Below are 26,558 nucleotides of genomic sequence, written 5' to 3'. Positions count from 1 at the left end.
AGGACTGCGCGCCGTGACCGGTCATGCTGAGCCTCGCCGCGCATGCGGACTGGAGCATCGATCCGCGCAAACGCTGGCTGACCATCGCTCGCCGCGGCACGACCGGATGGCACCTGACAGCACCCAGATTGGTCGGCGAGGTTGCGACGCTGCGCACCCGCCTGGTTCGGGAGGCCGCGGGCGGCGCGGTCGCGCTGGGGGCTGATCTGCCGATCGGTCTGCCGCGGGCCTATGCGGCGATCCGGCCGGAGGCGGATTTTCTGCAATTCCTGCGTCGTCTCGGAGGATTGCCGGGGTTTTTTACGGTCTGCGCCCGGCTGGACGAAATCGGCCCTGATCGTCCGTTCTATCCGGCCCGCGGCGTGGCCGGCATGACCCGGCTTTCTCACGCCCTGGCGCTTGGCCTGGCGGATGCCTCAGCGTTGTCGCGCGACTGCGATCGGGCGACCGCCGAACGGCCGGCCGGTGCGCCGCTGTTCTGGACGCTGGGCGCCAACCAATCCGGCAAGGCGGCGATCGCCGCCTGGCAATCGCTGATCCTGCCGGCGTTGTTGCACGGGACGCCGGCGAATCGGGTCGGGCTGCGGCTATGGCCGTTCGAGGGCGCGTTCCGGTCATTGCTGGCGCCGGGTTCGGTGGCGCTGGCGGAAACCTATCCGGCCGAAGCGCTGCGTCATCTGGGCATCCGGTTGCGCGGCAGCAAGCGGCGGCAAGCCGACCGGCGTGCCAGCGCCGCGGCCTTGATGGCGGCGGCGGATCGGCAGGCGGCGGTGCCGGATAATGCGATGCGACGGGCGATGCTGGACGGTTTCGGCGCCGATGCAGCCGGCGAGGATCGTTTCGACAGCGTTGTCGGCGTGCTCTGCGTGCTGAACGTGCTGGCGGGGCGGCGTCCCGACACGGCGCCGGCCGATCCATGGATCCAACGCTGGGAGGGCTGGGTGCTGGGCCAGACGGCGCTGCCGGTCAAGCCGGGCGCGTCGCCGACGATGTCGGTCAAGCTGGCTACGTCCCCGGCGCTGCCGGGCGTGCCGGCCTGACGTCGCGGGCCATCGGGGCGGAAGCGGCCCGCGTCCGAGACCGGGTCATGGCCAGCGGACCTCGGGTGGCAGGCTCATCAGGATCGCCTCGACGTTGCCGCCAGTCTTCAAGCCGAACAGGGTGCCGCGGTCGTGGATGAGGTTGAACTCGACATAGCGCCCGCGCCGGATCAGTTGATGGTCGCGCTGCGCCGGTGTCCATGGCTCTGCCATGCGCCGGCGAACGATGCCGGGATAGACGTCGAGGAAAGCCTGCCCGACATCGCGGGTGAAGGCGAAGTCGGCGGCGGTGTCGCCGGTTTCGTGATGGTCGAAGAAGATGCCGCCGGCGCCGCGCGGCTCTTGGCGGTGCGGCAGGTAGAAGTAGCGGTCGCACCATGCCTTGAAGGTCGGATAATAGTCTGGGTCGTGGCGGTCGCAGGCGGCGCGCAGGGCGGCATGGAAATCCGCCGCGTCCTGCATCGCCGGCGCGGTATCGGGCTGCATTGGCGTCAGGTCGCCGCCGCCGCCGAACCAGCCCTTGGTGGTCACCAGCATGCGGGTATTGAAATGCACCGCCGGCACCAGCGGGCTTTGCAGATGCGCCACCAGGCTGATGCCGCTGGCCCAGAACCGTGGGTCCTCGGCGGCGCCTGGGATCTGGGCGCGGAAGTCGGGGCTGAATTCGCCCCACACGGTGGAGACGTTGACGCCGACCTTCTCGAACACCCGGCCTTTCATCATGCTGATGACGCCGCCGCCGCCGTCCTGGCCATCCTCGGTCGGACGCGTCCAGGCGGTGCGCTGGAAGCGGCCCGCCGGGGCATCGCTCAGCGGGCCGGTCTGGGCCTGCTCGATCGCCTCGAACGCGGCGCAGATGCGGTCGCGCAGGTGCTCGAACCAGGCGCGGACGGTGGGCTTCAGCGCTTGGTAGGCGAGAATGGATGGAATTTCAGTCATGGGGGCTTGTTCCGGGGCGACAGTCGGGATAACCCCTGTTGCCAACAGGTTGCAGGAGGTGAGGCCGGTTCGCAGACTGCGCCGAAGCCGACTTCCGCGGCAACCCGGCGGGGCGATTTAGTATTGCGGGCTGGTCTGGCGGCCGGCCTGCTGTAAGGCGTGTCCGCGACCCGGCTGGAAGGGGAACTTGAGAGACACCATGGCTGACTTCGCCACCGCCCACCCGACCGCTTCCGGCGACCTCTACGGCGCCCCGTCGGGCGAGCTTTACCGCGCCCCGTCTGGCAACCGCTTTCGCGGCCCTTCGGGCAGCGCCGACCGCGCCCCCGAGTTCCAGCGCGTCCCTTTGGACGACGGCGACCGCATTGTGGCGGGAGACTTTGACCGTGCCCGGCGGCCTCCTGCGACCGCGCCACGGCTGTGCCGGTGAACCTCGACGCTCCTCCCTTTCGCGTTTGCAACCGATACCAAGATCAAGGTTGGCTGATCCGTTCAGTCTGACCCCCGACAGGGAACCAACCATGGCCGGCATGACCAAGAGTGAGTTCAGCAATCCGGTTATCAACTGGATCGACACCCGACTGCCCATCTTCACGATGATGCAGAAAGAGTATGGGGTGTTCCCGACGCCGAAGAATTTCAACTATTTCTGGAATTTCGGAGCGCTGGCGGTGGTGAACCTGGTGATCATGATCGTCACCGGCATCTTCCTGGCGATGAACTACCAGCCGAACACCACTCTGGCGTTCGACTCGGTGCAGCACATCATGCGCGACGTGAACTACGGCTGGCTGCTGCGCTATGTTCACGAGAACGGCGCCTCGATGTTCTTCATCGTCACCTACATCCACATCTTCCGCGGTCTGTACTACGGGTCGTACAAGGCGCCGCGCGAGCTGTTGTGGATGCTGGGCGTAGTCATCCTGCTGCTGATGATGGCGACGGCGTTCATGGGCTACGTGCTGCCCTGGGGCCAGATGTCGTATTGGGGCGCGACGGTGATCACCAATCTGTTCTCGGTATTCCCGGTGGTTGGACCGAAGATCGTTACCCTGCTGTGGGGCGGGTTCAGCGTCGCCGATCCCACGCTGAACCGGTTCTTCGCGCTGCACTATCTGCTGCCGTTCGTTCTGGTAGGCGTGATCTTCCTGCACGTCGCCGCGCTGCACATCACCGGGTCGAACAATCCGCTGGGCATCGATGTGAAGTCGCCGCAGGACACGCTGCCGTTCCATCCCTACTACACGATCAAGGACAGCGTCGGCGTCTGCGTATTCCTGATCGTGTTCGCCGCGCTGGTGTTCTTCGCACCCAACTTCCTGGGCGATCCGAACAACTTCATTCCCGCCAACCCGCTGCAGACGCCGGCCGACATCGTGCCGGAGTGGTACTTCCTGCCGTACTACGCCATCCTGCGTTCGGTGCCGAACAAGCTGCTGGGCGTGTGCATGATGTTCGGCTCGCTGCTGGTGATGTTCGTGCTGCCGTGGCTCGACACGTCGCGGGTGCGCAGTGCGCGGTTTCGGCCGATATACCGGCAGTTGATCTGGGTGTGGGTGGCGGCGGTCATCCTCCTTGGGGTTTGCGGGGCGCACAAGCCATTGGGCATCTGGGTCGTGCTTAGCCGGGTTTGCTCGGTGTATTATTTCCTGCACTACCTGGTCATCCTGCCGATCCTCGGCAAGCTGGAACGGCCGTTGCCGTTGCCCGAGAGCATCAGCCAGCCGGTGCTGGGCAGACGCGGCGGCGGTCCGTTGCCCGGCAGTGCGCCGGCCAAGCCGATGGAGAAGGCGTGATGGGGTCACTGCGTTCGGTTCTGCAGGCGGCAGCGTTCGCGCCTGTGATTTTAGCCGCCTCGCTGGCGGCCGGCAGCCCGCCGGCGATGGCACAGGAGCCGATGCCGCACCAGAAATGGAGCTTCGAGCGGCTGTTCGGCGGCTATGACATAGCGGCGGCGCAGCGTGGGTTTCAGATCTATTCCAATGTCTGCTCCAACTGCCATTCGATGAAGCTGCTGCATTACCGCGATCTGTCGGGGATCGGCCTGAACGCGGCTCAGATCAAGGCGGTGGCCGCGGCGGTGACCGTGCCGGACGGCGTCGACGACCAGGGCAACCCGAAGGAGGGGCCGGCGGCTCCGGCCGACCAGTTCAAGTCGCCGTTTGCCAACGACGCGGCGGCGAAGGCGGCCAATAACGGCGCGGTGCCGCCGGACCTCTCGCTGATGGTCAATGCGCGCGAGGGCGGTCCGAATTATATCTACGGCATCCTGACCGGCTTCGTCCCTGCCCCCAAGGGGTTCAAGGTCGGCGAAGGCCTGTACTACAACAAGATGTTTCCCGGGCATCAGATCCACATGCCGCCGCCGCTGCAGGACGGCACGGTGGATTATACCGACGGCACCAGCAACAAGCTGCCGCAGGAGGCGCATGACGTCATCACCTTCCTGGCCTGGGCGGCGAATCCGGAATTGGTGGAGCGCAAGCAGGTCGGGGTGCGGGTCATCCTGTTCCTGGTCTTCATGACCGGTCTCACCTATGCCGTGAAACGCAAGGTGTGGTCCGACGTGCATCATTGATGGCGGGCACTGATCCGCTGATCCGGCCGGTGATCGGCATCATTGGCGGATCCGGGCTGTACGATATCGATGGGTTAGAGGACAAGGCCTGGCGGCGGGTCGAAACGCCGTGGGGCGAGCCCTCTGATGCGTTGCTGTTCGGACGACTGGGGGGCGTGCAATGCGTGTTCCTGCCACGGCACGGCCGGGGCCACCCGAAGTCACCGACGCATCTGAACTATCGCGCCAATATCGATGCGTTGAAGCGCAGCGGCGTGACCGACGTGGTGTCGTTGTCTGCGGTCGGCAGCCTGAAGCCGGAGCTGGCGCCGGGGCACTTCGTGGTGGTCGATCAGTTCATCGATCGCAGTTTTGCCAGGGAAAAGAGCTTCTTCGGCGATGGCATCGTGGCTCATGTCTCGATGGCTCACCCGGTTTGCGGCCGCCTGGGGGAGGCGTTGTTCGGGGCGGCGTCGTCATTGTCGCTGCCGGTGACACGGGGCGGCAGCTATCTGGTGATGGAGGGGCCGCAGTTCTCCACCAAGGCGGAGAGCGAACTGTATCGGTCGTGGGGCTGCAGCGTGATCGGCATGACCAACATGCCGGAGGCCAAATTGGCGCGTGAGGCCGAACTTTGCTACGCGACGGTGGCGATGGTGACGGATTTCGACTGCTGGTATCCGGACCACGACCATGTCACCGTCGAGGCGGTGGTTAGGGTTCTGCTGAGCAACGCGGAGGTAGCGCGCGGCTTGGTGCGGTCTGTGGTTCCGACGATCGGGCGTGATCGAGCCCTGTGCCCGTGCGGCTGTGACCGCGCGCTCGATCACGCGGTGATTACGTCCCCGGAATGCCGTGACAAGGATCTTGCCGCCAGGCTGGACGTCGTCGCCGGGCGGGTGCTGTAGCTATTTCTCGGCGGTTTCGTTCGGGCTGGTCAGTTGCCTGGTCGCCTCGATTGCCTGTTGCACTTCCTGTGGGGTTGCCTCGGCCGCCCCGGCCCCGAGCTTCACCTGGCCGTCGGGTTGCGGGAGGGTGACCGGCTTGACCACTACGGGGGCGACGCCCCGGTGGGTCAGGTCTAGCTGGTTGGCGACTTTCGGCGCCAGATCGACGACACGGCCGTTCACGTAGGGACCCCGGTCCTCGATCTTGACGGTGGCGGTCTTGCCGTTCCGCAGATTGGTCACCTTGGCGACGCTGCCCAACGGCAGGGTCTTGCTGGCGGCAATATCGGCGTTCGGGTTCATCCGTTTTCCGTTGGCCATTTTCCGGTTGGCGAAGCTATGGGCGTAATACGACGCACGTCCGGACTCTGTTCGGCCGGAGTGGTCGATATGGCCGGCTGGCGCGGGCGGCAACGGCGGCAGTTGATCGAGCCGTTCGGCTTCCTGTTTGGCCCCTGGCGCGTTGGCCGGCAGTGGTGCCGCGATTGCGGCGCAGGGCAACAGCACACAAATCCACCCTGCCCCGATCCACTTTGCCCCGACCCGCCCGGCCCCGACCCGACCTGCCCCGACCCGCCCAGCCGCTGTCGCGGCGCGCCATCCGTTCATCATTCGACCCCTGGTGTTATCCAAGCAAAGACGCAGGCGTGCCTTGTTTGGTTCCGATCACAAACGGTCGTGCCATGAAAACTTCGTGAATTTCGGATGTTTGCGTGTGTATAGATCGTCGAGAATACTTATGTCGAGATCGTTAGGACACACTATCCTTCACTATTGAGTGCAGCGTGATTGCACGATCCAGCGTTATATTGCTGCTGACCGTTCAGTTGATGCAATTGGACTGGGGGTATGGCCATGGTTTGGCTGCCAACCGTATGGGGTCTTGCGACGCTATTGGTTGTGATCAATTGGCAAGCAAGGTGATGGCTGAGGCCCGGCGATCAGGTTGTGCGGCTGCAACCTGATCGATCATAGTGGAAACGGGGTCGTATCGTGAGACCGCTACTCACCCCAAATTCTTGGCGAACAACTCCACCGTCCGCTTTTGCGCCAGTTCGTAATCCGGCTTGCTGAAGCTGGCCCGCTCATCACAGCCGAAGCCGTGTTGCGCGCCCTTATAGACATAGACCTCGGCCTTCGGCTGCGCCGCGCGCACCGCATCGACGTCGGTCATCGGGATAGAGGCATCCTGTTCCCCAAAATGCATCTGCACCGGACAGTGCGGGGTCTCGGTCTTGGTGCCCGGAATGCCGCCGCCGTACCAGCAGGATGCGGCGGCGAACCTGGACGTCCGTGTCGCGCCCCACCACGCCACGGTGCCGCCGAAGCAATAGCCGACAATGCCCAACTTCTTGCCGCCGAGATGACCAGCGGCGGCCTCGATGTCCTTCATCACGTCCGGGTCGGAGAGTTTCATGCGAATATCACGCCCCTTGCCGACATCGTCCTGGGTGTAGCCAAGTTCGACGCCCTTCTGGGCGCGGTCGAACACCGCCGGCGCGACCACCGCATAGCCCAGCGCGGCGAAGCGGTCGGCGACATCGCGGATATGATGGTTGACGCCGAAAATCTCCTGTACCACCACCACGCCCTTGGTGGCGTTGGCCGGACCGGCGACGTAGGCCGACAGGCTGAAGCCGTCGGCGGCCTTCAACTGAATTGTCTCGCCCATGTGATCCCTCCTGCGATCGTATGTTGGGCGACAGCATGGCGAGATTGCCCGATCCGTCAACCGTGACCGGATGACGCCCGCGATCGCCGGCTGATATTGTGTTTCGCCCGCGCCGGGGTAGGCTTGGCCGGAAACGGATCGGGCGCGGATGCGGGTTGCGTGCCTGCGCGGCGAGCGGCGGCGAAGCAACGAAAAGGGGGTGGGATGACCGAGATCGGCGATTCGAAGGGCGAGTATCGCGGCATCGTTTATCGCAACGATAGCGAACTGAAGCAATGGCTGGGCAAGCGCCCCCCCGAGGCCGCGCTGGATTCGCTACTGCCGATCATCGACCCGCACCACCATCTTTGGGACACGCCGCAGCGCGGCAGCTACTTCCTGCCCGACCTGCTGGCCGATATCGGCGGCGGACACAACATCGTCGCCACCGTCTTCCTGGAATGCCAGTCGATGTATCGCCGCCACGGTCCGGCGGAAATGGCGCCGGTCGGCGAGGTCGAGTTCGTCAACGGCATCGCGGCGATGAGCGCGTCGGGCAATTACGGGCCATGCCGCGTCGCCGAGGGCATCATCGGTTACGCCGACCTCAGGCTTGGCGCGCGGGTGCGCGACGTGCTGGAGGCCGAAATCGCCGCCGGCGGCGGACGCTTTCGCGGCATCCGCCAGGGGGTGGCCTGGGATGCCGACCCGTCGGTCGGGAAGTTCGCCTCGCGCAGCGTTCCGGGTCATCTGGTGCGGGACGACCGGTTCCGCGAAGGCTTCGCGCAGTTGGCGAAACTGGGCCTCAGTTTCGAGTCATGGCAGTATCATCCGCAACTTGTCGACGCGATCGATCCGGTATTAGGTAGCAGGCACCACCACAGGATAGAGGCGCGCCGGCTGGGATTAGCCTACCATATGTGGCATGTCGAATTCATTCGTAATCAGCGGCCTAATCGAAAAGCGCGCCGAACTTTCGGGCCTCATCCACGGACCTGGAAGAGCGCACGCACCAAGCTCGCGCGGACATGGCGCATGTAGACGCCGCGTTGAAGCTTTTCGATCCAGAAGCCGTCCCGCACAACATCAGGCCCAAGGCACCGGCTGCGGCACGGTCGGGTTTCTTCGCCAACGGTGAGATATCCCGCCGCTGTCGGGAGGCGGTCAGGCGAGCCAATGGTGATCCAATTTCGGCCGAGGATATCGTCCGTTGGACCATGTCCGAGAAGGGGCTTGACCCGGATGACGCCAAAATCCGTTACAACATGATCAAGCGGTTCCTTGGGGCGCTGCATCGCCTGCAATTATCCGGGTCGATAGGAAGAATCGGGCACGGGCTCGGAGCGCGATGGACGCGGCGAGATCATTAGGGCTTTGAGCCCTATGTGTACTGTGCTATTGCGCTTACGCCCGGGCCTAGAATAGCCCGAGCGCAGAGGCTGTGCGACGTGAAAGTTAATTTATTGTTGCATATACCACCTGCCTCCATACGCCGCTTTGAACGGCACGCTAAATCAATGAGGGTTAGGCTTTGAAGCTGCCGGGGGCGCCACACCCCCGGTTTCCCCTTTCGGGGAACTCGTTGAAAGGCGATATTTATCGCCTTCCCTAATTAGTCGGCGAGCTTGAGCCTGTCGCATGATCACGGCGTAAATGTATGGCTTGTCCGCCTGTAGGCGTATCGCGGACGTAGAGCCATGCTCGCGCAACCATGTCCGAATGTCACCTGGACGTGCCACTCCCCCCAACGCTTCCACCGCAAGCAAAACTGAGTCTGGGAAGGACGCAGCCGGTCGGTCTGCCTGCGTCTCTTGGCTCCCTGATTCCATGTCAGGCGAGGGGAGGTCATCGGGTAACGAGCCGCCTGTTAAGATTTTCACAGCTGTTAGCTTGCGATCAAGATCATCCGCCTCCTTTTGAAGTGCTGTTATTTCCGATGGGATATCTGCGAGACGCTCTTGCCATATGCGCACCTGCGAGCGTGTAACAATCGGTTCGTCCGCCATTCCCCACATCTGAATTCACCATATCACCGATGTTGAGTGCATACGCTGATTTCAGTCTAACAAGCAAGCGCTATGATATGTGCATTCATATCACGCAATCATATCACGCAGGCTTTGTGTTGTTTATCAGCAATTCCAATGCTTTGATGCTGGTGACCGGCATTTCTGCTATTTAAGCTTTTTGAGCCCGTTGCCAATACCCGCACCAGTCCACCGACGTCGGCGCCATCATCGCTAGTCCAGCCACGGCCTTGACCTGCTGGCCGTTAGCCACCCGGCGATGATCCTCCCGCCATGCACTCTCTTGGGCATAGCGGACGAGGTAGCGGCCTGCAATGTGGTGGTGATGCCCAATCTCGGCCCGGCGCATTCGGGAGAAGAACTCTTCGGCGCCATTCGTGTAGACGCCTGAGCCGTCGCTGTAGAGTTTGCCATGGTCAATCCGGGCCACGTCGAACCCGGCGTGCAGCGCGTTCCAGGACGAGGCTTCGTCAACCACGATCTTTGAAACCGGGCTGACCCGCTGGATAATGAACCCCATTGAGTCCACCTCGGCGTTGAAGACGGCCGGGACTGTGCGGCCACCACGTTCCTTGACAACGACAACGACTTGGCGCTTGCCGTTCTGGTTTTTAGCAAGGTGTCACTGCCGGATGAATTCTCCCCAAAAGTGCCGGTTGAAAATTCCCCACTCTGACGCGCAACAGCCCGTCCTGTGTGGCGGGCAGCCGCCGGCGTGATGATGCCCTCCTTCGTGGGAGGCGGCGCTGGTGGTCCGACTTGGGGAAGTTGTCATGATCCTAGACCTGCACCGCCAGGGCGTGCCTGTGTCGGCCATTGCCCGGCGCACGGGCATCGACCGCAAGACTGTCCGCAAATACATCCAGGCCGGTCTCGAGCCGCCTCACTACGGCCCGCGCCGTCCCCGGCCGACGCTGCTTGATGCCCATCACGCTTACCTGCGCGAGCGCGTGGCGACCTATCCTGACCTGTCTGCCCGGCGTCTGCTGCGGGAGCTACGCGGCTTCGGGTATGCGGGCGGCTACAGCCAACTCACCGAGTTCCTGCGCGACGTCCGGCCGGCAGCCTCCGTCGGATTCGAGCGCCGGTTCGAGACGTCTCCCGGCCAACAGGCCCAGGTTGACTTCGCCCAGTTCCGCACCGAGTTCACCGACGAGCCCGGCGCTGTTCGCATCGTTTGGCTGTTCTCAATGGTGCTGGGCCACTCCCGGCTGATCTGGGCGACGTTCGTCATGCACCAGGACCTGCAGGCGGTGTTGCGCTGCCACGTCGCGGCCTTCGAAGCGATCGGCGGCGTGCCGGCCGAGATCCTCTATGACCGTATGCGCACCGCGGTCACCGGCGAGGGCGACGACGGCATCGTCTACAACGCCACCCTGCTGGCCTGCGCCCGCCATTACGGCTTCATGCCCAAGGCCTGTCGGCCCTACCGGGCCAAAAGCAAGGGCAAGGTCGAGCGTCCGTTCCGCTACATCCGCCAGGACTTCTTCCTCGCCCGCAACTTCCGCAACCTCGACGACCTGAACCAACAGCTGCGCCGGTGGCTCGACGAGGACGCCAACGCCCGCGTGCACGCCACCACACGGCGCGTCGTCGCTGCTCATTTTGCCGAGGAGCGCACCAGCCTCAAGCCGCTGCCGGTCGGCCCCTTCCAGGCCGTGCTGAGGCTGGAGCGGCGCGTCACCCGCGACGGTATGATCTCCGTCGGCGGCAATCTCTACAGCGTGCCCGACTGCACCCGCAGTCGCGCCGTCGAGGTTCATACGCTGACCCGGGAGGTGCACATCTTCGAGGAGGGCCGGCAGATTGCCGCCCATCCCGTGCTCGAGGGACGCGGACAGCGCCGGATTGCTGGCGGCCACCGGCAGCACCGTCCACCGCCCAACAGCGCCACGCCCCGAGAGGCGCCGCCCATGCCGCTGCGCTCCGGCGATGTGGTCGCGCGACGGCCGCTCGAGATCTATGCCGCCGTGGGGCAACGCCTGGCCGGGGGAGCACCGACATGAGCGAGACGCCGATCGCCGCCGCTCCAGCCACGTTGGACCGCGTTCGCCACAGCCTGGTCGGCCTCAAGATGCCGCGCGCCCTGGAGGCGCTCGATCATGTCGTGCGCCAGATCGAGCGCGGCGAAACCTCGGCCCTCGAAGCCATCGACACCCTGCTTGCCGAGGAGCTGACGCTGCGCGAGGGCAGCCGGATCAAGGCGGCGCTGCGCATGGCCCGGCTCACCACGGTCAAGACCCTGCAGAGCTACGACTTCTCGTTCCAGCCCTCGCTGGACCGCAACCGCATCCTGGCCTTGGCACAGCTCGATTTCATCAGCCGTCACGAGGTGCTGCACCTGCTTGGGCCGCCCGGCACCGGCAAGTCCCACCTCGCTGTCGCCCTCGGCGTCGAGGCCGTCCGCGCCGGACGCAGCGTCTACTTCTCGCCGCTCGCCGATATCGTCGCCTCACTGGCCCGGGCCGAACGAGAGGGCACGCTGCGGGAGCGCATCCGGTTCCTGTGCCGGGCCTCGCTCCTGATCGTCGACGAGATCGGCTACCTGCCGGTCGGCGCCGGCGCCGGCAATCTGTTTTTCCAGTTGGTCAACGCCCGCTATGAGCGCGGCGCCATGATCCTCACCAGCAATCGTGGCTTCGCCGAATGGGGGGAGGTGTTCGGCGACCAGGTGGTCGCAACCGCGCTGCTCGACCGCCTGCTGCACCACGCCGTGGTCGTGCAGATCGAAGGTGCAAGTTATCGTCTGCGTCAACATGCCGACCTCGTCCCAGAGACAATGCGCACGCGACCCATTCCGCCGGTTACCCCCTCGCAACCGCGCCGCGGACGGCCTCCAAAGGACAGGAGCGCCGATCCAACACACGGCTGATCACCAATCCAAACGGGGGAATTTTACTCCGGCACAAATGCGGAAAATTGGAGCGGCGTTGACACAAGGCGCCGATCGCGGCGGTTCTCGCGGTGGTTGGCAGGCTTCACATAGCCGCCGAAATAGCCACCATCAATCTCGACGGTTTCGCCTTCCCCACCGACGCGCATCCCCTTCAGCTCGAATGCCATCGCTTCCCGAAGCTTGTGCGCCAGGACGTAGGCGGTTTTGTACTGGCAATCCAGATCGCGTGAGAGGGCGAGCGAGCTCTTGCCTTTGACCTCATTCACGAAGATGGCGATGGCAGCGAGATATTGCCGCAGCGGCATTTTGTGAAAGGCAAACAGGGTTCCGCTCGTGATGCTAAAATCCTTGCGGCACGCCTTGCAGCGGAACCGCAGTGCGCCGGACGGACGACGGCACTCGTAGACAGTCGGGCAACCGCAATGCGGGCAGATCGCCCTGCCTCCATCCCAGCGGACGCCGCGAAACACAGTCTCGGCTTCCAGATCGCTCATGCGCATCACCGACGCTAGCGAGAGCGTCCTGGCTTTGGCTGAGAGAAGGAAATGCTGAGACATTGGGTCGTAATCGTCTCCTTAGAGACGTATATGACACCCCATAAAGGCTCTTGTCAACATGAAAAGCGACGAATATGATACCTAAAGGTCGGGAGCGTCACCTATGGGACTAGCGGCGTCAGAGGAAGAGCTTCGGGACCGGGCTTCGCGCTTTATCAAAGCCGAATTGAAGCGTGCTAAGCTGACGTATGCTGATCTGGCGCATCGGCTGAAGGAGCATGGGCTGCCAGATGAATCTGAATCTACGGTCAAAGCAAAACTTAAACGGGGAACTTTTGCTGCAACGTTTCTGCTGGCTACCTTGGCTGCATTGGAGATGGACGGAGTGCGTCTGGAAGAGCTATAGGACTATGCGTCTAGGTCTCTTTCATCAATTTTTCTGACTCCTCGTTCTGGTTTGTTGATTAATCCAAAAGCTGCCAATATCTCGAAGGTGTTTACAACTATTGGATTCCCACTCTCGATCGTAATATCGGGGCTTCGCTTGCAGTCTGTGATCCGGGCCGGACGAGTTCCATCAAATACCACAGTCACATGATCAAATACGCATTCGATGAATTCTTGACCGTCGATCTTTACCATTTTGTGTCGATAAGGCTGTTTGAAGACCGTTTTAAGCGGAAGATTCCAGTCTTTTGTCGGAAACCTAACGCATATGTCGCTGGGATCTATTAATCCCTGACCTAGCGTTTTGGACTGACGCTTCACCAATACATCCAACCAAACCCCAGCCGCAAAACCAGTGACTGTCCCGGCAATAATCCAAAATGAGTGGTTTGTTAGAAGGAAGGTGAGGTCAGGCATGCGCGTCCCCACCCAACCTAGAAAGGTTGCAAAAAAGATGTCGTAGTGTTCGGTCGCTGCCCAGGCAGCAATATTTGCTTGCAGGAATCCGACCCCGCCGACTCCCCAAAAAAGAACAAAAATACCCGTTGCGATCCACCGGACAATCTGTCGCATCAAGCACTTTCTCCCTTGCATCGCGTAGCTTGGCTGCCTGGATGGCAAACACAAACTTAGCATCGCGAATATCAACGGTGAAAAAGTCGCTCCCAAAATCCCTCTTTAAATGAAGATTCCCCCGGAAATCCGCAGGTGGCGGTTGCTGCCTAATACCGGATCGATCTGGCTCGGGCGTTTCCTGACACCACGATCATCCTGAACCATGTTGGCGGCGTGCTGGGCGTCGGGCCGTACTCCGGGCGGCGGTCGGAAATCCTGGGTACTTGGCGTAATGATATCCGCGAAATGGCGAAGTGCCCGAACGTCAACGTCAAGCTTGGCGGCATCGGCATGACGTCGTTCGGTTTCGGGTTCCACGAGCGCGACGTGCCGCCGTCGTCGGAGGAACTCGCCGCCGCCTGGCGTCAATATATCGAGCCGTGCATCGACGCGTTCGGCGTCGAGCGCTGCATGTTCGAGAGCAATTTTCCGCCGGACAAGCAGTCGTGCGGCTACACCGAATTGTGGAACGCGTTCAAGCGCATCACGGCGGAGGCGTCGGCGGCGGAGAAGACCGCGCTGTACAGCGGGACGGCGGCGCGGGTGTATCGGCTGACAGTGCCTTGATTCTGGTTTGATCGGGATCTTTACGGGTGGCGCGCACAGCCGTCAGTGCGCGACCGCTCGTTTGGGGTTGAGATTCTGGATGTGCCCGCTCTCGGTGCCGGCGCTGGGGTCGATGACGACATTGATCAGCGCCGGCTTGGCGGCCTCCAGCGCGTCGGACAGCGCCTTGGTCAGGCTGGGTGTGTCGGTGACGTGATAGCCGGCGCCGCCGAACGCCTCGATCAGCTTGTCGTAGCGGGCGTTCGTGACGAACCCGGTTGGCGACGGTGATTTGCCGTCGGTGTCGCCGCGATAGATGCCGTTGTTGTTGAACACCAAGGTGATGACCGGCAACCGATAGCGGCAGATCGTTTCGATCTCCATGCCGCTGAAGCCGAACGCGCTGTCGCCCTCGATCGCGACCACCGGCTTGCCGCTGACCACCGCGGCGGCAATGGCGTAACCCATGCCGACGCCCATGATACCCCAGGTACCGCTGTCGAGCCGCTGGCGCGGCTGGTACATGTCGATGATGTTACGAGCGAAGTCGAGCGTGTTGGCGCCCTCGTTGACGATATAGACGTCCGGACGGTTGGCCAGGGCGTTGCGGACGGCGCGCAGGGCGCTTGAGAAATTCATCGGGCTAGGGTCGGCGTTCAGGCGCTGCGCCATGCGTTCGGCGTTCTTTTGCTTGGTCGCCGACAGGGCATCGACCCAGGCGGTGTTCGGCTTGATCCTGCCGGGTTTGAGCGCGGCTGCGAACGCCGCCATGACCGAGGCGATATCCCCGATCACCGGAGCGGCGATCGGGCGGTTGCTGTCGATCTCGGTGGGCGAAATGTCGACCTGCACGAAGCGCGTGCTGGGCGACCAGGTTTTCCCCTTGCCGTGCGACAGCAGCCAGTTCAGCCGAGCGCCGATCAGCATCACGACGTCGGCTTGGCCGATGGCCAGGGACCGGGCGGAGGCGGCGGATTGCGGGTGGTTGTCGGGTAGCAGCCCCTTGGCCATCGACATTGGCAGGAACGGGATGCCGGTGGTCTCGATAAAGCCGCGGATAGCGGCATCCGCCTGGGCGTAGGCGGCTCCCTTGCCGAGGATGATCAGCGGGCGTTGCGCCTCGGCCAGCAGGTCGAGCGCGCGGGTGATCGACTCGGGCGCGGGGATCTGGCGCGGTGCTGGATCGATCACCTTGACCAGCGAATTCGCCGCCGCCTGCCTCTCGATGACCGCGCTGAGCACGTCGGCGGTCAGATCGAGGTATACCCCTCCGGGCCGGCCGGAAAGCGCGGCGTGAATGGCGCGGGCGATACCGGTGCCGATGTCCTCGGGGTTGTTGACGCGATAGGCGGCCTTGGCATAGGGCCTGGCGGCGTTGAGCTGGTCGAGTTCCTCGTAATCGCCCTGCTCCAGATCGACGATCGCTCGGTTGCTCGACCCGCTGATCAGGATCATCGGGAAGCAGTTGGTGGTGGCGTTGGCCAGCGCCAGCATGCCGTTCAGGAACCCTGGTGCCGAAACGGTGAGGCAGATGCCCGGCTTTTGCGTCAAATAGCCGGCGATCGCGGCGGCGTTGCCGGCGGCTTGCTCATGGCGAAAGCCGATGTATTTCAGGCCTTCGGCGTGCGCCAACCGGGCCAGGTCGGTGATCGGGATGCCGGCGACCCCGTAGATGGTGTCGATGCCGTTGAGTTTCAGGGCATCCACCACGAGGTGGAAGCCGTCGGTTACCGTGGCCGGGTCGATTTCTTTTGTCATCGGTCGATTTCCGCCGTTATGGATGTCGGACTGCCTGGGCCGGCCGGCGCCAGTATGGGAGACTGCACGGTTTACGCCAAGGCGGTGTGCCTCGCGTCGGCTGCGACGCGGTCTACGCTGAGAGGCGGGTTCAAGTCAGGGCGAAGTTGCTCGCGTGCAATGACGCGGCATTGACACCCGGCAGCTGCAGCGCGGCGCCATTGCCGAGATTGATCATGATGCCACCGGCGATCGGGGTGATGGCCTGCTGGACGTTTGCGAAGGCGGGGAACCGCAGCGCGCTCAATTCGATACGGTCCTGGATGGCGCTGAAGCCGGTGATGGTGTGCCAACCGGCGGCCGCGTTGGTGAAAACGAATTCATCGGGGTTGGTCGGCGTCGCCGCCAGGATCTCATTCGGTCCGGTGGTCTGGATGAATCGCATGCCATCGCCACTGCCGAATACGCTCCACGGCAGGCCGGGGCTGGCCAGGATCGCGGCGCTGACCACGGTTGTGCCACTGAGTTGCCATTCGGCGACGTCGCCGTTGTCGTTCTGCAGCACGATGCCGGTTTTGCCACCGTTGTTGAAATCGCCGGTGCCCATGACATGCCAGGCCGCGCCTGGATTGGCGGTGCTGCCGTCGGGATTGGTGACAAAGCCGGCTTGCGCGATTGTGGTTCCCTGCATCTCCCAGATCGACAGCGGGCCGGCGTCGTTCTGCAGCACGATGTCGGTGGCGCCATCGCCGTAGAAGTCGCCGGTGCCCTTGATGTGCCATGCCGGGCCAAGGCCAATGCTTGGTGCGATCACGCCGGCTTTGTTCAAGTTGATCGTGCTGCCCTGCATCTCCCAGATCGCCACCGACCCGTCATCGTTCTGCAGCAGGATGTCGGTCTTGCCGTCGCGGTAGAAGTCGCCGGTACCAACGACATGCCATGCCGGACCAGGAGTTTGCGCAACGATGCCGGCATTGACGAGGGCGCCGCCCTGGGCTTCCCAAACTGCGATCGAGCCATCGTCGTTCTGCAGCACGATGTCGGTGGCGCCGTCGCCGTAGAAGTCGCCGGTGCCCCTGATGTGCCATGCCGAGCCGGGGTTCGCCACTAGATCGCCGCTGATCATCGCGGTGCCGCGCACCTGCCAGGTTTCGACCGGGCCGCTCTGACTCTGCAGCACGATGTCGGACGTGTCGCCAGGGTAGAACACGCCTGCGCCGATGGCGAACCAGGACGACCCGGCGCTCGGCCCGATCAGGCCACTTGCGGCAATCGTCAGCCCATTTATTTGCCACAGCGCCATTTGCCCGCTGCTATTCTGCAGCATAATAAGCGAGGCCGGATTGGCGTCGATGCCGGCGGTAGCGGTTACCGAGGTCGTGTTGTCCACAGCGCTGGCTGCGGCGCTGTCGATGTCGCGGATGGTGAAACCGGTGGTGACGGTCTGGCCGTGCGCCACCAGACTGGCGGCTGGCGAAAAGTTCAGATTATGTATGTCGGCGGTGACCGCAGCGGCCGAGCCGATGTCGGTGAACACTCCGGCGTTGTAACTGCCGCTGCCCAGGTTGCTCAGGAAACCGTTTGCCGCTGACGACAGCGTGACGGTCAAGGTCTCGGTCTGGCCGAAATTGAGGTCTGCGACGACGACGTTGGCGAATGGCCGGATCATCCCGGGGGCGGCAATCATCTGCCCGGCGACGGTGCCGCTGATGGTTGGCGCCACCGCGCCAATCATCGCGATGACGGATGTCGCCGCACCGACGGCAACGGCCGAGGCGCTGTCGGTGTCGCCGATGGTGAAGACCGTGGTCACGGACCGACCGGGCGCGACCTGGTGCGCTGCCGGATTGAACACCAGGCCATTCAGATCGCGGGTGACCGTGGCGGCGGGGCCGACATCGGTATAGACGCCGGGCGCAGCCGCGGGGCTGAGGCCGCCGAGGTTGGTCAACGTGCCGTTCGCCGCCGCCGACAGCGTCACGGTCTCGGTCTGGCCGACGTTGAGATCGCCGATGACCACGCCGGCAAATGGTGCGATCGTTGCGCCGGCCGCCACCGTCTGGCCTGTGACGACGCCGGTGATGGTCGGCGCCACGGTGCCGGCGATGGCGATCACCGAGGTCGTGTTGTTGACGACGCTGGCCCCGGCGGTATCGATGTCGGTGATGCTGAAGACTGTGGTCTCAGCCTGGCCCGGCTGGACCTGATGCGGCGTCGGGGCGAAAATTAGCCCGTTCAGCGCGGCGGACACCGCGGCGGCGGAGCCAGTATAGGTATAGATGCCGGCCGCGGGGTTGCTGAAGCCGCCCAGGTTGGTGAGCGTCCCGTTTGCCGGGAAAGACAGCGCCACCGTAACGGTCTCGGTCTGGCCGATGTTTACCTCACCGATCACCACGTTGGAAAACGGCGTGATCGTGCCTGAGGCGCCCACGGTCTGCAGCGCGGTGGTGCCTGTTATGGTGGGCGCGATGGTTCCGGCGGTGGCGATCACCGATGCGGTAACGCTGGTGGCACGCGCGGATGCGGTATCAATGTCGTTGATGACAAAGCTGGTGGTGGCGGTCAGGCCTGGGGCGACCTGGTTCGGCGTGGGGGTGAACACCAGCCCGTGCAGGGCGCCGGTGACCGCGGCGGCGGTGCCGGTGACGGTATAGATGCCGGAGCTATAGGTGCCCCCGCCCAGGTTGGTCAGGGTGCCGTTCGCCGGCGCCGACAGTGTCACCGTGACGGTCTCGACCTGGCCGTAGTTGAGATCGGTGATGTTCACCGCCGAGAATGGCGTGATCGTAGCTGGGGCGGTCACCGCCTGGCCAAGCATGGCTCCGCTGATGGTGGGCAACACCGTGCCGCTGGTGGCGATGACGGTGGTGGCGCTGTTCGTGGTGTGGGCAGACGCGGCATCGGTGTCGCTGATGGTGAATCCCGTGGTGACGCTCTGGCCCGGGGCGACCTGGTGCGGTGTCGGATTGAACACCAGGGCTTCAAGGTCGCGGGTGACGGCGGCGGCTGACCCGACATCAGTATAGACGCGGTATTAGGTAGCAGTCGCCACCACAGGCCGCGTTTAGGTACGGTCGGTAAATGGTTTCTCGTTATATGGATCAGCGCCGCTATTCATGCGGCCGCGTGCGCTCAAGCCGGTATGATGCTTCGTACCGAACGGGCTTTCATATCGGACGCTGGCGATCAACCAAGGCGCAGTCCCGTGATGCCCACTTGGAATTATGAAAGGGAGGCGATTGTAATCCGGGGTCTCTGGCCGAGGGAAAGTCCAAAACGCTTCGCTTTCAAAGATGCGGCTGCTTTCTCCGGCGCGGAGGATGAACGGGATAGAATCGTAACGCCAGCTCTCTTCTTGCGGTCTAAGTTCGATTTTAGTGTAAGCCGACCAAATATGATAGCCCGTGAGGGGAAAAGACGTCTTCGGTGGAAATGGAGTCAATGGGCTCTCTTCTTGCCGGTTAAGACTGATCGGACCCGGGCTAAGGATGACATCGGCAAATACTCCCAATATAACAGCCGGACCACTCCCGTGATTTACAAGTTGGAAGATGAACCGCAGTCTTTCGGAATCTCCCCGATAGCAATCCGAATAGTTGTGAGTGACTCGCTCGATAAAAACGTACGGGCGGCCAAGGGCAGACACAGCTATGTCGCGGGTTTCGTCAGCGATCCCTGTTTGTCGCCGAGCAATTTTTGCTTGCTGAATGCCAATCCACACCTGTCCAAAGGTGAACAGGACAATCGCGACATCCGTCCACTTGACATCGGAAGCCCACGCCGCCGCCCAAACGTGGCGAAGCCAGTCCATCCACAATTTCCGGCAATCCTTCTCGGCTGCATTCTTATGGCGGCGGCATACCAAACGGGCTCCCGTGAAGGGAGAGCCTGGACCATCGTTGCAATTTTGTTGGCGGCATCTGCGTGGCCTGTAATTTTCGTTGGAAGCTTAATTGTTCAATCTTTCTAAGCCACATTGTGAAAGACGCTAACCGTCTGCAGGTTCTCCCAATCGCAGTGTGTGGCAACCGACTGCAACGAGGCACTGGACAAAAAACACGGCCGTAAATCCTCCTCGGCTGATCTTGTTAGCTATGTTCCGCTCGCTTTCTTGAACGCCGATCTCTCCTAACTTCACCGCCAATTCACGATAACCGACGTTCCGGCGCTTCAGCTCCGCTCGGAGCATACCCTTCACCAGATTTTGCCATTCAATATCTGTCGCCATACCATCTCCGGATTCAGTGTTTAGATCATCATATTCGATGTTTTGACCATTGACAACAGGGTTGTTTGTCATCATATTCGGTGCATCAACACCGGATACGATGATGTCACAGCATTTCCTTCTCTCAGCCAAAGCCCGGACGCTCTCGCTAGCGTCGGTGATGCGCATGACGGCCTTGGAAGCTGAGACTGTGTTTCGGGCCGTACGTTGGGATGAAGGCAAGGCAATCTGCCCGCACTGCGGTTGCCCGACCGTCTATGAATGCCGCCGCCCATCCGGCGCGCTGCGGTTCCGTTGCAAGGCGTGTCGCAAGGACTTCAGCATCACGAGCGGCACCCTGTTTGCATTCCACAAGATGCCGCTGCGGCAATACCTCGCGGCCATCGCCATCTTCGTGAACGAGGTTAAGGGCAAGAGCGCGTTGGCTCTCTCCCGTGATTTGGATTGCCAATACAAGACCGCATTTGTCCTGGCGCATAAGCTGCGGGAGGCGATGGCGTTCGAACTGAAGGGGATGCGCGTCGGGGGCGAGGGCGAGACTGTCGAAATCGATGGCGGCTACTTCGGTGGGTACGTGAAGCCTGCCAACCATCGCGAGAACCGCCGCGACCGACGCCTTGCCAAAAACCAGAACGGAAAGCGTCAGGTCGTAGTGGTGGTCAAAGAGCGCGGTGGCCGTACCGTCCCAGCCGTCTTCAATGCCGAGGTGGACGCTATGGGGTTCATCGTCCAGCGGGTGAGCCCGGTTTCGAGGATCGTGGTTGACGAAGCGTCGTCTTGGAACGCCCTACATGCCGGGTTTGACGTGGCCCGGATTGACCACGGCAAGCTCTACAGCGACGGCTCAGGCGTCTACACGAACGGTGCGGAGGAGTTCTTCTCCCGGATGCGCCGGGCCGAGATTGGACATCATCACCACATCGCAGGCCGCTATCTGGTCCGCTATGCCCAGGAAAGCGCGTGGCGTGAGGATTACCGCCGGGTTGCCAACGGCCAGCAGGTCAAAGCCGTAGCGGGGCTGGCGATGTTGGCGCCTACCTCGGTTGATTGGTGCGGGTATTGGCAGCGTGCTAATTAGTTTGCGGCCGGTTACAGAGGCAGAGGAATTTGTCTGATGCCCGGACGATGCTCAATAACTTGCACCACCGTGTACTCTGTTTTAAGGCCGCCATCGGTTTGTTTTTGGACAACCCTAACCTTGCAAAGCAAGATGTCACCCTTGGAGAAAGATATCTGATTGGTATCGACTTTGCTCAAAAAGCCAGCGTCCTCGATCGCGGCGCTGATTGCATTGGTTCCGTCATTGAGCCGCCATTTATTATCTTCTTTGAAAGCAAGAGAAATTATGGAGAACGCGGTGACCCGAGTATCATCAACCAAAGTTGCATCTGGGATATGGGGCTTTGCAAAGTAAGAAGCTTCAGACTCTGTGACTCTGACAATCTCTCTGGTTTTCTCTCGAACTTCGAATGAGTTAATTCCCTCTTTTCTCAGGGGTTCCTCGATCACTTTTTGCGCAGCGGTACGAACCGCTATATCCTGATATAATCGCAATAAAGCCGTCGGTACGTCTATTTGCTCAGTGCCGCTAATCAAGCGCACGATGTTCTCGGGTAGTGGCTCGACTTTATCTAATTCACCGCCCTTGAAGCGTTTGATTAAGCCAATGAGCCCGACACCCATTGTTGGAACGCCGACCAAAAGACCGACCAAGTTGTTGGCGGCAGTAATGCCCGGACCGGTAAGCAGAGCCATAAGATGTTCGCCGACCGTTTGAATAACTTCAAACGTAATCTGAAAACACCCCGGTTCGGTGGCCTTAACTTGAACTTTGACGCGGGCGATGTCGCCGTTGAGAATTGTATTCGCCGCATCAAAGAGTTGACCCAGACCTAGCATTGCTGGCGCCAAGTCCCTTACATCCATTGCGTGCTCGCGCAGCGCCGGTCCGTCATAGGCAATCGTAAACTCTGCGCGACTCATGCAGCCATTGTAGAAGGAAAACCGTTTTAGAGTCAATGGGTTAGGTAAATACTAAGAGACTCAAATCATTGAGTCTTCTTTAACAATCCTCAAGGGCGCCGCGTCCATCGCGCACCCAGCCCGTGCCCTATCTTGCCGATTGCGCCGGACATTTGCAGCCGATGCAGCGCACCGAGAAACCGCTTGATCATGTTGTAACGGATTTTGGCGTCCTCCGGGTCAAGCCCCTTCTCCGACATGGTCCACCGGACGATATCCTCGGCTGAAATGGGATCACCATTGGCTCGCCTGACAGCCTCACGGCAGCGGCGGGATATCTCACCGTTGGCGAAGAACCCGGAGCGCGCCGCAGCGGGAGCCTTTGGCCTTATGTTCTGCGGGACTGAATCCGGATCGAAGAGCTTCAACGCCGCGTCTATGTGCGCCATGTCCGCGCGGGCTTGGTGCGTGCGCTCTTCCAGGTCTGTGATGAGACCTGATAACTCCGCGCGCTTCTCGACCAAGCCGCTGATTACAAATGAATTCGACATGCCACATATGGTAGGCTAAGCCACGGCGCCGCGCCTCTATCCTGTGGTGGCGACTGCTACCTAATACCGCGTCGACGCGCAATCCGGGTGTTTGTGACCCTGCTCATCCTGGTGTGCGCGACAGCAGGTGGGGTCTGGATGTGGAACCACTATCTGGTCGGGCCATGGACGCGCGACGGGCAGGTGCAGGCCAACGTGGTGAGCATCGCACCAGAGGTGTCGGGCCGGATCATCACGCTCTCGGTCAGCGACAACCAGTTCGTGCACAAGGGCGATCTTCTTTACGAAATCGATCCTTTCGATTACCAGGTGGCGTTGGCCTCGGCGCAGTCGGATTTTCAAAGCAAGCAAGCCAGTCTGCAAAACGCCAATACCGAGGCCGAACGGCGCAAGCAGTTGGGAACCTTGACGACCTCGGTGGAGGAGAGACAGACCTACACCACCAATGCCGATGTCGCGCAGGCGGCGTTTGCGTCCTCGATGGCCAATCTGTCGCAGGCGCGGATAAACCTGCAGCGCACCAAGGTAGTTTCGCCGGTGAACGGATATATCTCCAACCTGCTGCTGCATTTGGGCGATTATGCGACCAAGGGAACCCGCAACATATCCGTGCTGGACAGCGACAGTTTCTGGGTCGCGGCATATTTCGAGGAGACCAAGCTGCACGGCATCCACCCTGGCGATCCGGCGGCGATCGGGTTGATGGGGTTCGATGCGCCGCTAAGGGGTCATGTCGACAGCATCGCCCGGGGCATTAGCTCGCCGAACTATGATCCTGGCACGCTGGGTCTGGCGTCGGTCAGTCCGGTGTTCACCTGGGTTCGGCTGGCGCAACGGATTCCGGTGCGTATCCACATCGACGAAGTGCCCGAGGGCGTGTTGCTGGCAGCCGGCGAGACAGCAACGGTAACCGTCGGGGCGCGCGCGATAGAGGCAACGCGGACGACGCACGGGATCATTTCGCGGCTGTTCTCCCGGTGACGGCGCCGGGTTGCCGGCTGACCGGGCGTGGTCGTCCACTGTTCGTCAGCAGCCGCTTGCGCAGGAAGATGCGCTTGTGATCCGCCGACCAGTCAAGTTCAGCGAAGACCTGATAACCAAGTTTCAAATAGAAGTCGGGAGCCTGGAAGCTGAACGTGTCGAGCCAGGCGGAGTGGCAACCTCGGTCTTGTGCCCGCTCTTCGCCGGCATCCAGCAACCGCCGCCCGAACCCTTGGCCGCGCAGTTCCTCCGTTACCCAAAGATATCGCACGAACAGCCAGCCGCTGTAGGTTTCTCCAGCTAGGCCAGCGACGATGCGGTGGGAATCCCGCACGAAGACCCCCAAGGGTTTCCAAGGCTGATGTCGCGGCCAGCGGATTTCGTTGAAGTCCTCCAGCCCGCGCGGGAGGACCTCGATGTCGGCTTCGATCGGGTCGTCCTCGATGTCGAGGCGCAAGCCGGGGGGCAAGATCACGACAAACCTCGATCGGAGATTTTCGGCTTTGGCTTACGCGAAGTTCAGCGCGCGGACGCCGGTCGATGGGCCCGCAGGAAAGACCGCGTTTGGCGTACCACCAGCGGAATCCGATCCTTCGGGTCTTTCCACGGGAACAAACTGACTTCGGAATTGGGCGCCAGCATCACGGATTCCATCGCCACCGCGTACGGATGGGCCGGGACATCATCCGGTAACACCAACACCGGCGTCTGGCAGGCGCGGACGAAATCCCGCGATACCGTCAGCACGAAGTCGGGATCGGAACGGTACATCCTGGTCAGGAAAGCCTTGACCATCGGCATCGTGATGTCGGGCCGGTGGGCGCACAGTTGCGGACCCCAGCCGGTCATATTGTTGTTGTAGAACAGGTCAGGCTGCTCAGGACGCACCCCGCTGGGCTGCGCTAGCACGGCAGCCGCGATGCGTCCCGGCGCCCGCCGCAACAGGTTCCAGATGAACGGGCCGCCGATGCAGAAGCCGATCACCATGAACTGCTTGATCCCCAGGTGATCCATCAGGCCGAGTTGGTCATCGGCGTGCGAGTCCCACGGCCGATCGACCTCCAGCGGGCCCGAGGACTGGCCTCCGACGGCGTTGCGCAGGTCCATCGCGATGCAGCGATATTCATCCTTGAACTCCTGCATCGGGTTGAACGGCGCGCCCTCGGTGAGGAAGGAAAGCGTCGAGTTCAACCCGCCGCCCGGGATGATCAGCAAAGGCATGCCGGAGCCGGCTTCCTGGTAATGGATGCGGAGTTCGTTATGTTCGTAGAATGGCATTTTCTCCCTCCCGTGTCTGGTGCGGCGTTACGCGCCTGGGTGCCGGATCGGCCGGACGGACAGTCTTGAGCCGGACGCGTGGCGCGGCAACCCTGGCTGCGGGCCATAGCCCGGCGTTCAGCCGCGGGCGGCGTTTCCCCTGGTCTTGCCGGCGGCGAAGCGCACCGCTTCTTCCGCCGCCCGCACCAGTGCGCGGGCTTTCTGGTGGCACTCCTCGTACTCTGACTCCGCCACCGAGTCGGCGACGACACCTGCGCCGGCCTGGACGTACATCATGCCGTCCTTGACCAACGCGGTGCGCAGCCCGATGCAGGTGTCCATCGTTCCGTTCGCCGCGAAGTAGCCGATGCATCCGGCGTAGATGTTGCGCCGGTCGGGCTCCAGTTCCTCGATGATCTGCATCGCCCGCACCTTGGGCGCGCCGGACAGCGTGCCGGCCGGGAACCCGCCGGCCAGGGCGTCCAGCGCGTCCAGCCCCGGGCGCAGCCGGCCCTCGACGTTGGACGAGATGTGCATCACGTGGCTGAAGCGTTCGACGATGAAGCTCTCGGTCACCTTGACCGAACCGACCGCGGCCACCCGGCCGACGTCGTTGCGGCCGAGGTCGAGCAGCATCAGGTGTTCGGCCCGCTCCTTCGGGTCGGCCAGCAGTTCGGCTTCCAGCGCCTGGTCTTCCTGATGAGTGGCGCCGCGCCGGCGGGTGCCCGCCAGCGGGCGCACGGTGACGATCCCGTCGCGCAGCCGCACCAGCACCTCGGGCGACGAGCCGACGATGGAGAACCCGCCGAAGTCCAGGTAGAACAGGAACGGTGCCGGATTGATCCGGCGCAGTGCGCGGTACAACGAAAACGCCGGCAGCGCGAACGGCACGCTGAAGCGCTGCGACAGCACGATCTGGAACGCGTCGCCGGCGGCGATGTAGTCCTTGCACCGAACCACCCCGGCGATGAAGTCCGGCTTGGAGAAGTTCGAGGCCGGCGCCGGCGGGTCGGGCAGCATCACCGGCGGCGGCTGATGCGGCAGCGGCCGGTCCAGCGCGGCCTCGGCGGCGTCCAGGCGGGACATGGCGCGCTGCCAAGCGATTTCGGCCGAGACATCGCCGGCCGGATAGACCGGCGTCACCACGGTCAGCTCGTCGTTGACGTTGTCGAATATCGCCAGCAGCGTCGGGCGCAGCATGATGCCCTCAGGCACGCCGATGACGTCGCGGTTCTTCGCCGGCAGAGCCTCGATCTGGCGCACCATGTCGTAGCCCAAGTAGCCGACCAGCCCGCCTGCCATCGGCGGCATGTGCGGGGGCACCTCCAACTGGGATTCGGCGATCAGCGACCGCAGGCTGTCGAGCGGCGGCTTGGTCTCGGCTTGGAAGGCGTGCGGTGCCGACAGCGCGTGCCGGTTGACCGAGGCGCGGCCGTCCTGGCAACGCCACACCAGATCCGGCTGCATGCCGATGATCGAATATCGCCCGCGCGCGGCGCCGCCTTCCACGCTTTCCAGCAGGAACGAATTGGGTTGGCCGTGCGCCAGCTTCAGGAACGCCGCCACCGGGGTTTCCAGGTCGGCCACCGTCTTGCGCCACACCAGGCTACCGCGTCCGGCCTGGTAGGCCAGCCGGAAGGCGGCGATCCCAGGGGCGAGCGACAGGTTCATGGCACCACT

Annotated in this window: 25 protein-coding genes and 2 pseudogenes; 12 read left to right on the top strand and 15 right to left on the bottom strand. The window is 62.7% G+C overall.

Annotation, left to right across the window (positions count from 1 at the left end):
- Nucleotides 1-23 precede the first annotated feature (23 nt).
- Nucleotides 24-1,040 (top strand): hypothetical protein, encoded by a 1,017-nt coding sequence (locus tag ACQY4Y_RS17270; protein ID WP_428491823.1) that lies wholly within the window; start codon nucleotides 24-26, stop codon nucleotides 1,038-1,040.
- Between the two features lie 45 nt (nucleotides 1,041-1,085).
- Here ACQY4Y_RS17270 and hemF read toward each other — a convergent pair whose 3' ends face one another.
- Nucleotides 1,086-1,979 carry an oxygen-dependent coproporphyrinogen oxidase gene (gene hemF, locus ACQY4Y_RS17265; RefSeq protein ID WP_428491822.1) on the bottom strand — a complete coding sequence of 298 codons (894 nt, stop codon included), beginning with the start codon at nucleotides 1,977-1,979 and terminating at the stop codon, nucleotides 1,086-1,088.
- A gap of 187 nt (nucleotides 1,980-2,166) precedes the next feature.
- On the opposite strand from hemF, the gene ACQY4Y_RS17260 reads away from it, so the two are divergent.
- The 4 genes from ACQY4Y_RS17260 to ACQY4Y_RS17245 all read left to right on the top strand — a co-directional run bounded on the left by ACQY4Y_RS17260 (nucleotide 2,167) and on the right by ACQY4Y_RS17245 (nucleotide 5,444).
- Nucleotides 2,167-2,409, top strand: coding sequence for a hypothetical protein (locus ACQY4Y_RS17260; RefSeq protein WP_428491821.1), 243 nt, complete (start codon nucleotides 2,167-2,169; stop codon nucleotides 2,407-2,409).
- Between the two features lie 91 nt (nucleotides 2,410-2,500).
- Nucleotides 2,501-3,775, top strand: coding sequence for a cytochrome b (locus ACQY4Y_RS17255; RefSeq protein ID WP_428491820.1), 1,275 nt, complete (start codon nucleotides 2,501-2,503; stop codon nucleotides 3,773-3,775).
- On the top strand, nucleotides 3,775-4,557 hold the full coding sequence (locus ACQY4Y_RS17250; protein ID WP_428491819.1) for a cytochrome c1: 783 nt from the start codon (nucleotides 3,775-3,777) through the stop codon (nucleotides 4,555-4,557). The genes ACQY4Y_RS17255 and ACQY4Y_RS17250 overlap by 1 nt, the downstream gene beginning before the upstream one ends.
- Nucleotides 4,557-5,444, top strand: coding sequence for an S-methyl-5'-thioadenosine phosphorylase (locus ACQY4Y_RS17245; RefSeq protein ID WP_428491818.1), 888 nt, complete (start codon nucleotides 4,557-4,559; stop codon nucleotides 5,442-5,444). Before ACQY4Y_RS17250 ends, ACQY4Y_RS17245 begins: the two co-directional genes overlap by 1 nt.
- Here the strand turns inward: ACQY4Y_RS17245 and ACQY4Y_RS17240 are convergent, their stop codons facing one another.
- Together ACQY4Y_RS17240 and ACQY4Y_RS17235 are read right to left on the bottom strand one after the other, a co-directional pair.
- A complete protein-coding gene (locus ACQY4Y_RS17240; protein WP_428491817.1) occupies nucleotides 5,445-6,092 on the bottom strand; it encodes a septal ring lytic transglycosylase RlpA family protein in 648 nt (215 codons plus the stop codon).
- A gap of 397 nt (nucleotides 6,093-6,489) precedes the next feature.
- Entirely contained in the window at nucleotides 6,490-7,155 is a 666-nt protein-coding gene (locus ACQY4Y_RS17235; RefSeq protein WP_428491816.1) for a dienelactone hydrolase family protein, read from the bottom strand.
- Nucleotides 7,156-7,359: 204 nt separating this feature from the next.
- Here ACQY4Y_RS17235 and ACQY4Y_RS17230 point away from each other — a divergent pair, with 204 nt between their 5' ends.
- Nucleotides 7,360-8,175 (top strand): hypothetical protein, encoded by an 816-nt coding sequence (locus ACQY4Y_RS17230; RefSeq protein ID WP_428491815.1) that lies wholly within the window; start codon nucleotides 7,360-7,362, stop codon nucleotides 8,173-8,175.
- Between the two features lie 1,218 nt (nucleotides 8,176-9,393).
- Here ACQY4Y_RS17230 and ACQY4Y_RS17225 read toward each other — a convergent pair.
- A pseudogene (locus ACQY4Y_RS17225) lies at nucleotides 9,394-9,780 on the bottom strand (transposase); the annotation flags it as partial.
- A gap of 130 nt (nucleotides 9,781-9,910) precedes the next feature.
- On the opposite strand from ACQY4Y_RS17225, the gene istA reads away from it, so the two are divergent.
- Nucleotides 9,911-11,167: an IS21 family transposase gene (gene istA, locus ACQY4Y_RS17220; protein ID WP_428489551.1), complete on the top strand. Its 1,257-nt coding sequence runs from the start codon at nucleotides 9,911-9,913 to the stop codon at nucleotides 11,165-11,167.
- Nucleotides 11,164-12,033, top strand: coding sequence for an IS21-like element helper ATPase IstB (istB, locus tag ACQY4Y_RS17215; protein WP_428489552.1), 870 nt, complete (start codon nucleotides 11,164-11,166; stop codon nucleotides 12,031-12,033). Before istA ends, istB begins: the two co-directional genes overlap by 4 nt.
- Nucleotides 12,034-12,095: 62 nt before the next feature.
- Here istB and ACQY4Y_RS17210 read toward each other — a convergent pair.
- Nucleotides 12,096-12,614: pseudogene (locus ACQY4Y_RS17210) on the bottom strand (transposase); the annotation flags it as partial.
- 103 nt (nucleotides 12,615-12,717) lie between these two features.
- Here ACQY4Y_RS17210 and ACQY4Y_RS17205 point away from each other — a divergent pair.
- Nucleotides 12,718-12,960, top strand: a complete 243-nt coding sequence (locus tag ACQY4Y_RS17205; protein ID WP_428491814.1) for a DUF6471 domain-containing protein — start codon at nucleotides 12,718-12,720, stop codon at nucleotides 12,958-12,960.
- A 2-nt stretch (nucleotides 12,961-12,962) separates the two neighbouring features.
- Here the strand turns inward: ACQY4Y_RS17205 and ACQY4Y_RS17200 are convergent, their stop codons facing one another.
- Complete coding sequence (locus ACQY4Y_RS17200) at nucleotides 12,963-13,574, bottom strand: hypothetical protein (RefSeq protein WP_428491813.1); 612 nt, start codon at nucleotides 13,572-13,574, stop codon at nucleotides 12,963-12,965.
- 159 nt (nucleotides 13,575-13,733) lie between these two features.
- Here ACQY4Y_RS17200 and ACQY4Y_RS17195 point away from each other — a divergent pair, with 159 nt between their 5' ends.
- The gene (locus ACQY4Y_RS17195; protein ID WP_428493660.1) at nucleotides 13,734-14,183 is read left to right on the top strand and encodes an amidohydrolase family protein; all 450 of its coding nucleotides are present in this window, start codon (nucleotides 13,734-13,736) and stop codon (nucleotides 14,181-14,183) included.
- Nucleotides 14,184-14,225: 42 nt separating this feature from the next.
- Here ACQY4Y_RS17195 and oxc read toward each other — a convergent pair whose 3' ends face one another.
- The 4 genes from oxc to ACQY4Y_RS17175 all read right to left on the bottom strand — a co-directional run bounded on the left by oxc (nucleotide 14,226) and on the right by ACQY4Y_RS17175 (nucleotide 20,295).
- Nucleotides 14,226-15,920: an oxalyl-CoA decarboxylase gene (gene oxc / locus ACQY4Y_RS17190; protein WP_428491812.1), complete on the bottom strand. Its 1,695-nt coding sequence runs from the start codon at nucleotides 15,918-15,920 to the stop codon at nucleotides 14,226-14,228.
- Nucleotides 15,921-16,050: 130 nt separating this feature from the next.
- The gene (locus tag ACQY4Y_RS17185; RefSeq protein WP_428491811.1) at nucleotides 16,051-18,873 is read right to left on the bottom strand and encodes an FG-GAP-like repeat-containing protein; all 2,823 of its coding nucleotides are present in this window, start codon (nucleotides 18,871-18,873) and stop codon (nucleotides 16,051-16,053) included.
- A 90-nt stretch (nucleotides 18,874-18,963) separates the two neighbouring features.
- The gene (locus tag ACQY4Y_RS17180) at nucleotides 18,964-19,710 is read right to left on the bottom strand and encodes a hypothetical protein (protein WP_428491810.1); all 747 of its coding nucleotides are present in this window, start codon (nucleotides 19,708-19,710) and stop codon (nucleotides 18,964-18,966) included.
- Between the two features lie 177 nt (nucleotides 19,711-19,887).
- Nucleotides 19,888-20,295 carry a DUF6471 domain-containing protein gene (locus ACQY4Y_RS17175; RefSeq protein ID WP_428491788.1) on the bottom strand — a complete coding sequence of 136 codons (408 nt, stop codon included), beginning with the start codon at nucleotides 20,293-20,295 and terminating at the stop codon, nucleotides 19,888-19,890.
- On the opposite strand from ACQY4Y_RS17175, the gene ACQY4Y_RS17170 reads away from it, so the two are divergent.
- On the top strand, nucleotides 20,231-21,205 hold the full coding sequence (locus tag ACQY4Y_RS17170; RefSeq protein ID WP_428491787.1) for an IS1595 family transposase: 975 nt from the start codon (nucleotides 20,231-20,233) through the stop codon (nucleotides 21,203-21,205). The two genes, ACQY4Y_RS17175 and ACQY4Y_RS17170, sit on opposite strands and share 65 nt — an antisense overlap.
- An 11-nt stretch (nucleotides 21,206-21,216) precedes the next feature.
- On the opposite strand, the gene ACQY4Y_RS17165 is transcribed toward ACQY4Y_RS17170, so the two are convergent.
- Both ACQY4Y_RS17165 and ACQY4Y_RS17160 read right to left on the bottom strand, forming a co-directional pair.
- Nucleotides 21,217-22,110, bottom strand: a complete 894-nt coding sequence (locus ACQY4Y_RS17165; protein WP_428491786.1) for a hypothetical protein — start codon at nucleotides 22,108-22,110, stop codon at nucleotides 21,217-21,219.
- Between the two features lie 89 nt (nucleotides 22,111-22,199).
- Complete coding sequence (locus ACQY4Y_RS17160) at nucleotides 22,200-22,640, bottom strand: hypothetical protein (protein WP_428491809.1); 441 nt, start codon at nucleotides 22,638-22,640, stop codon at nucleotides 22,200-22,202.
- Between the two features lie 93 nt (nucleotides 22,641-22,733).
- Here ACQY4Y_RS17160 and ACQY4Y_RS17155 point away from each other — a divergent pair, with 93 nt between their 5' ends.
- Nucleotides 22,734-23,621: an efflux RND transporter periplasmic adaptor subunit gene (locus ACQY4Y_RS17155; protein ID WP_428491808.1), complete on the top strand. Its 888-nt coding sequence runs from the start codon at nucleotides 22,734-22,736 to the stop codon at nucleotides 23,619-23,621.
- Here ACQY4Y_RS17155 and ACQY4Y_RS17150 read toward each other — a convergent pair.
- From ACQY4Y_RS17150 to trpE, 3 genes are all read right to left on the bottom strand, one after another.
- Nucleotides 23,596-24,078: a GNAT family N-acetyltransferase gene (locus tag ACQY4Y_RS17150; RefSeq protein WP_428491807.1), complete on the bottom strand. Its 483-nt coding sequence runs from the start codon at nucleotides 24,076-24,078 to the stop codon at nucleotides 23,596-23,598. The two genes, ACQY4Y_RS17155 and ACQY4Y_RS17150, sit on opposite strands and share 26 nt — an antisense overlap.
- Before the next feature lie 62 nt (nucleotides 24,079-24,140).
- Nucleotides 24,141-24,899, bottom strand: a complete 759-nt coding sequence (locus tag ACQY4Y_RS17145) for an alpha/beta fold hydrolase (RefSeq protein WP_428491806.1) — start codon at nucleotides 24,897-24,899, stop codon at nucleotides 24,141-24,143.
- A gap of 117 nt (nucleotides 24,900-25,016) precedes the next feature.
- On the bottom strand, nucleotides 25,017-26,549 hold the full coding sequence (gene trpE / locus ACQY4Y_RS17140; protein WP_428491805.1) for an anthranilate synthase component I: 1,533 nt from the start codon (nucleotides 26,547-26,549) through the stop codon (nucleotides 25,017-25,019).
- Nucleotides 26,550-26,558: the final 9 nt, after the last annotated feature.

This window comes from Rhodopila sp., from assembly GCF_965277165.1.
Classification (GTDB): Bacteria; Pseudomonadota; Alphaproteobacteria; order Acetobacterales; family Acetobacteraceae; genus Rhodopila.
The sequence above is the reverse complement of the archived record's forward strand: the minus strand, read 5'-3'. Positions and strand labels throughout refer to the sequence as shown.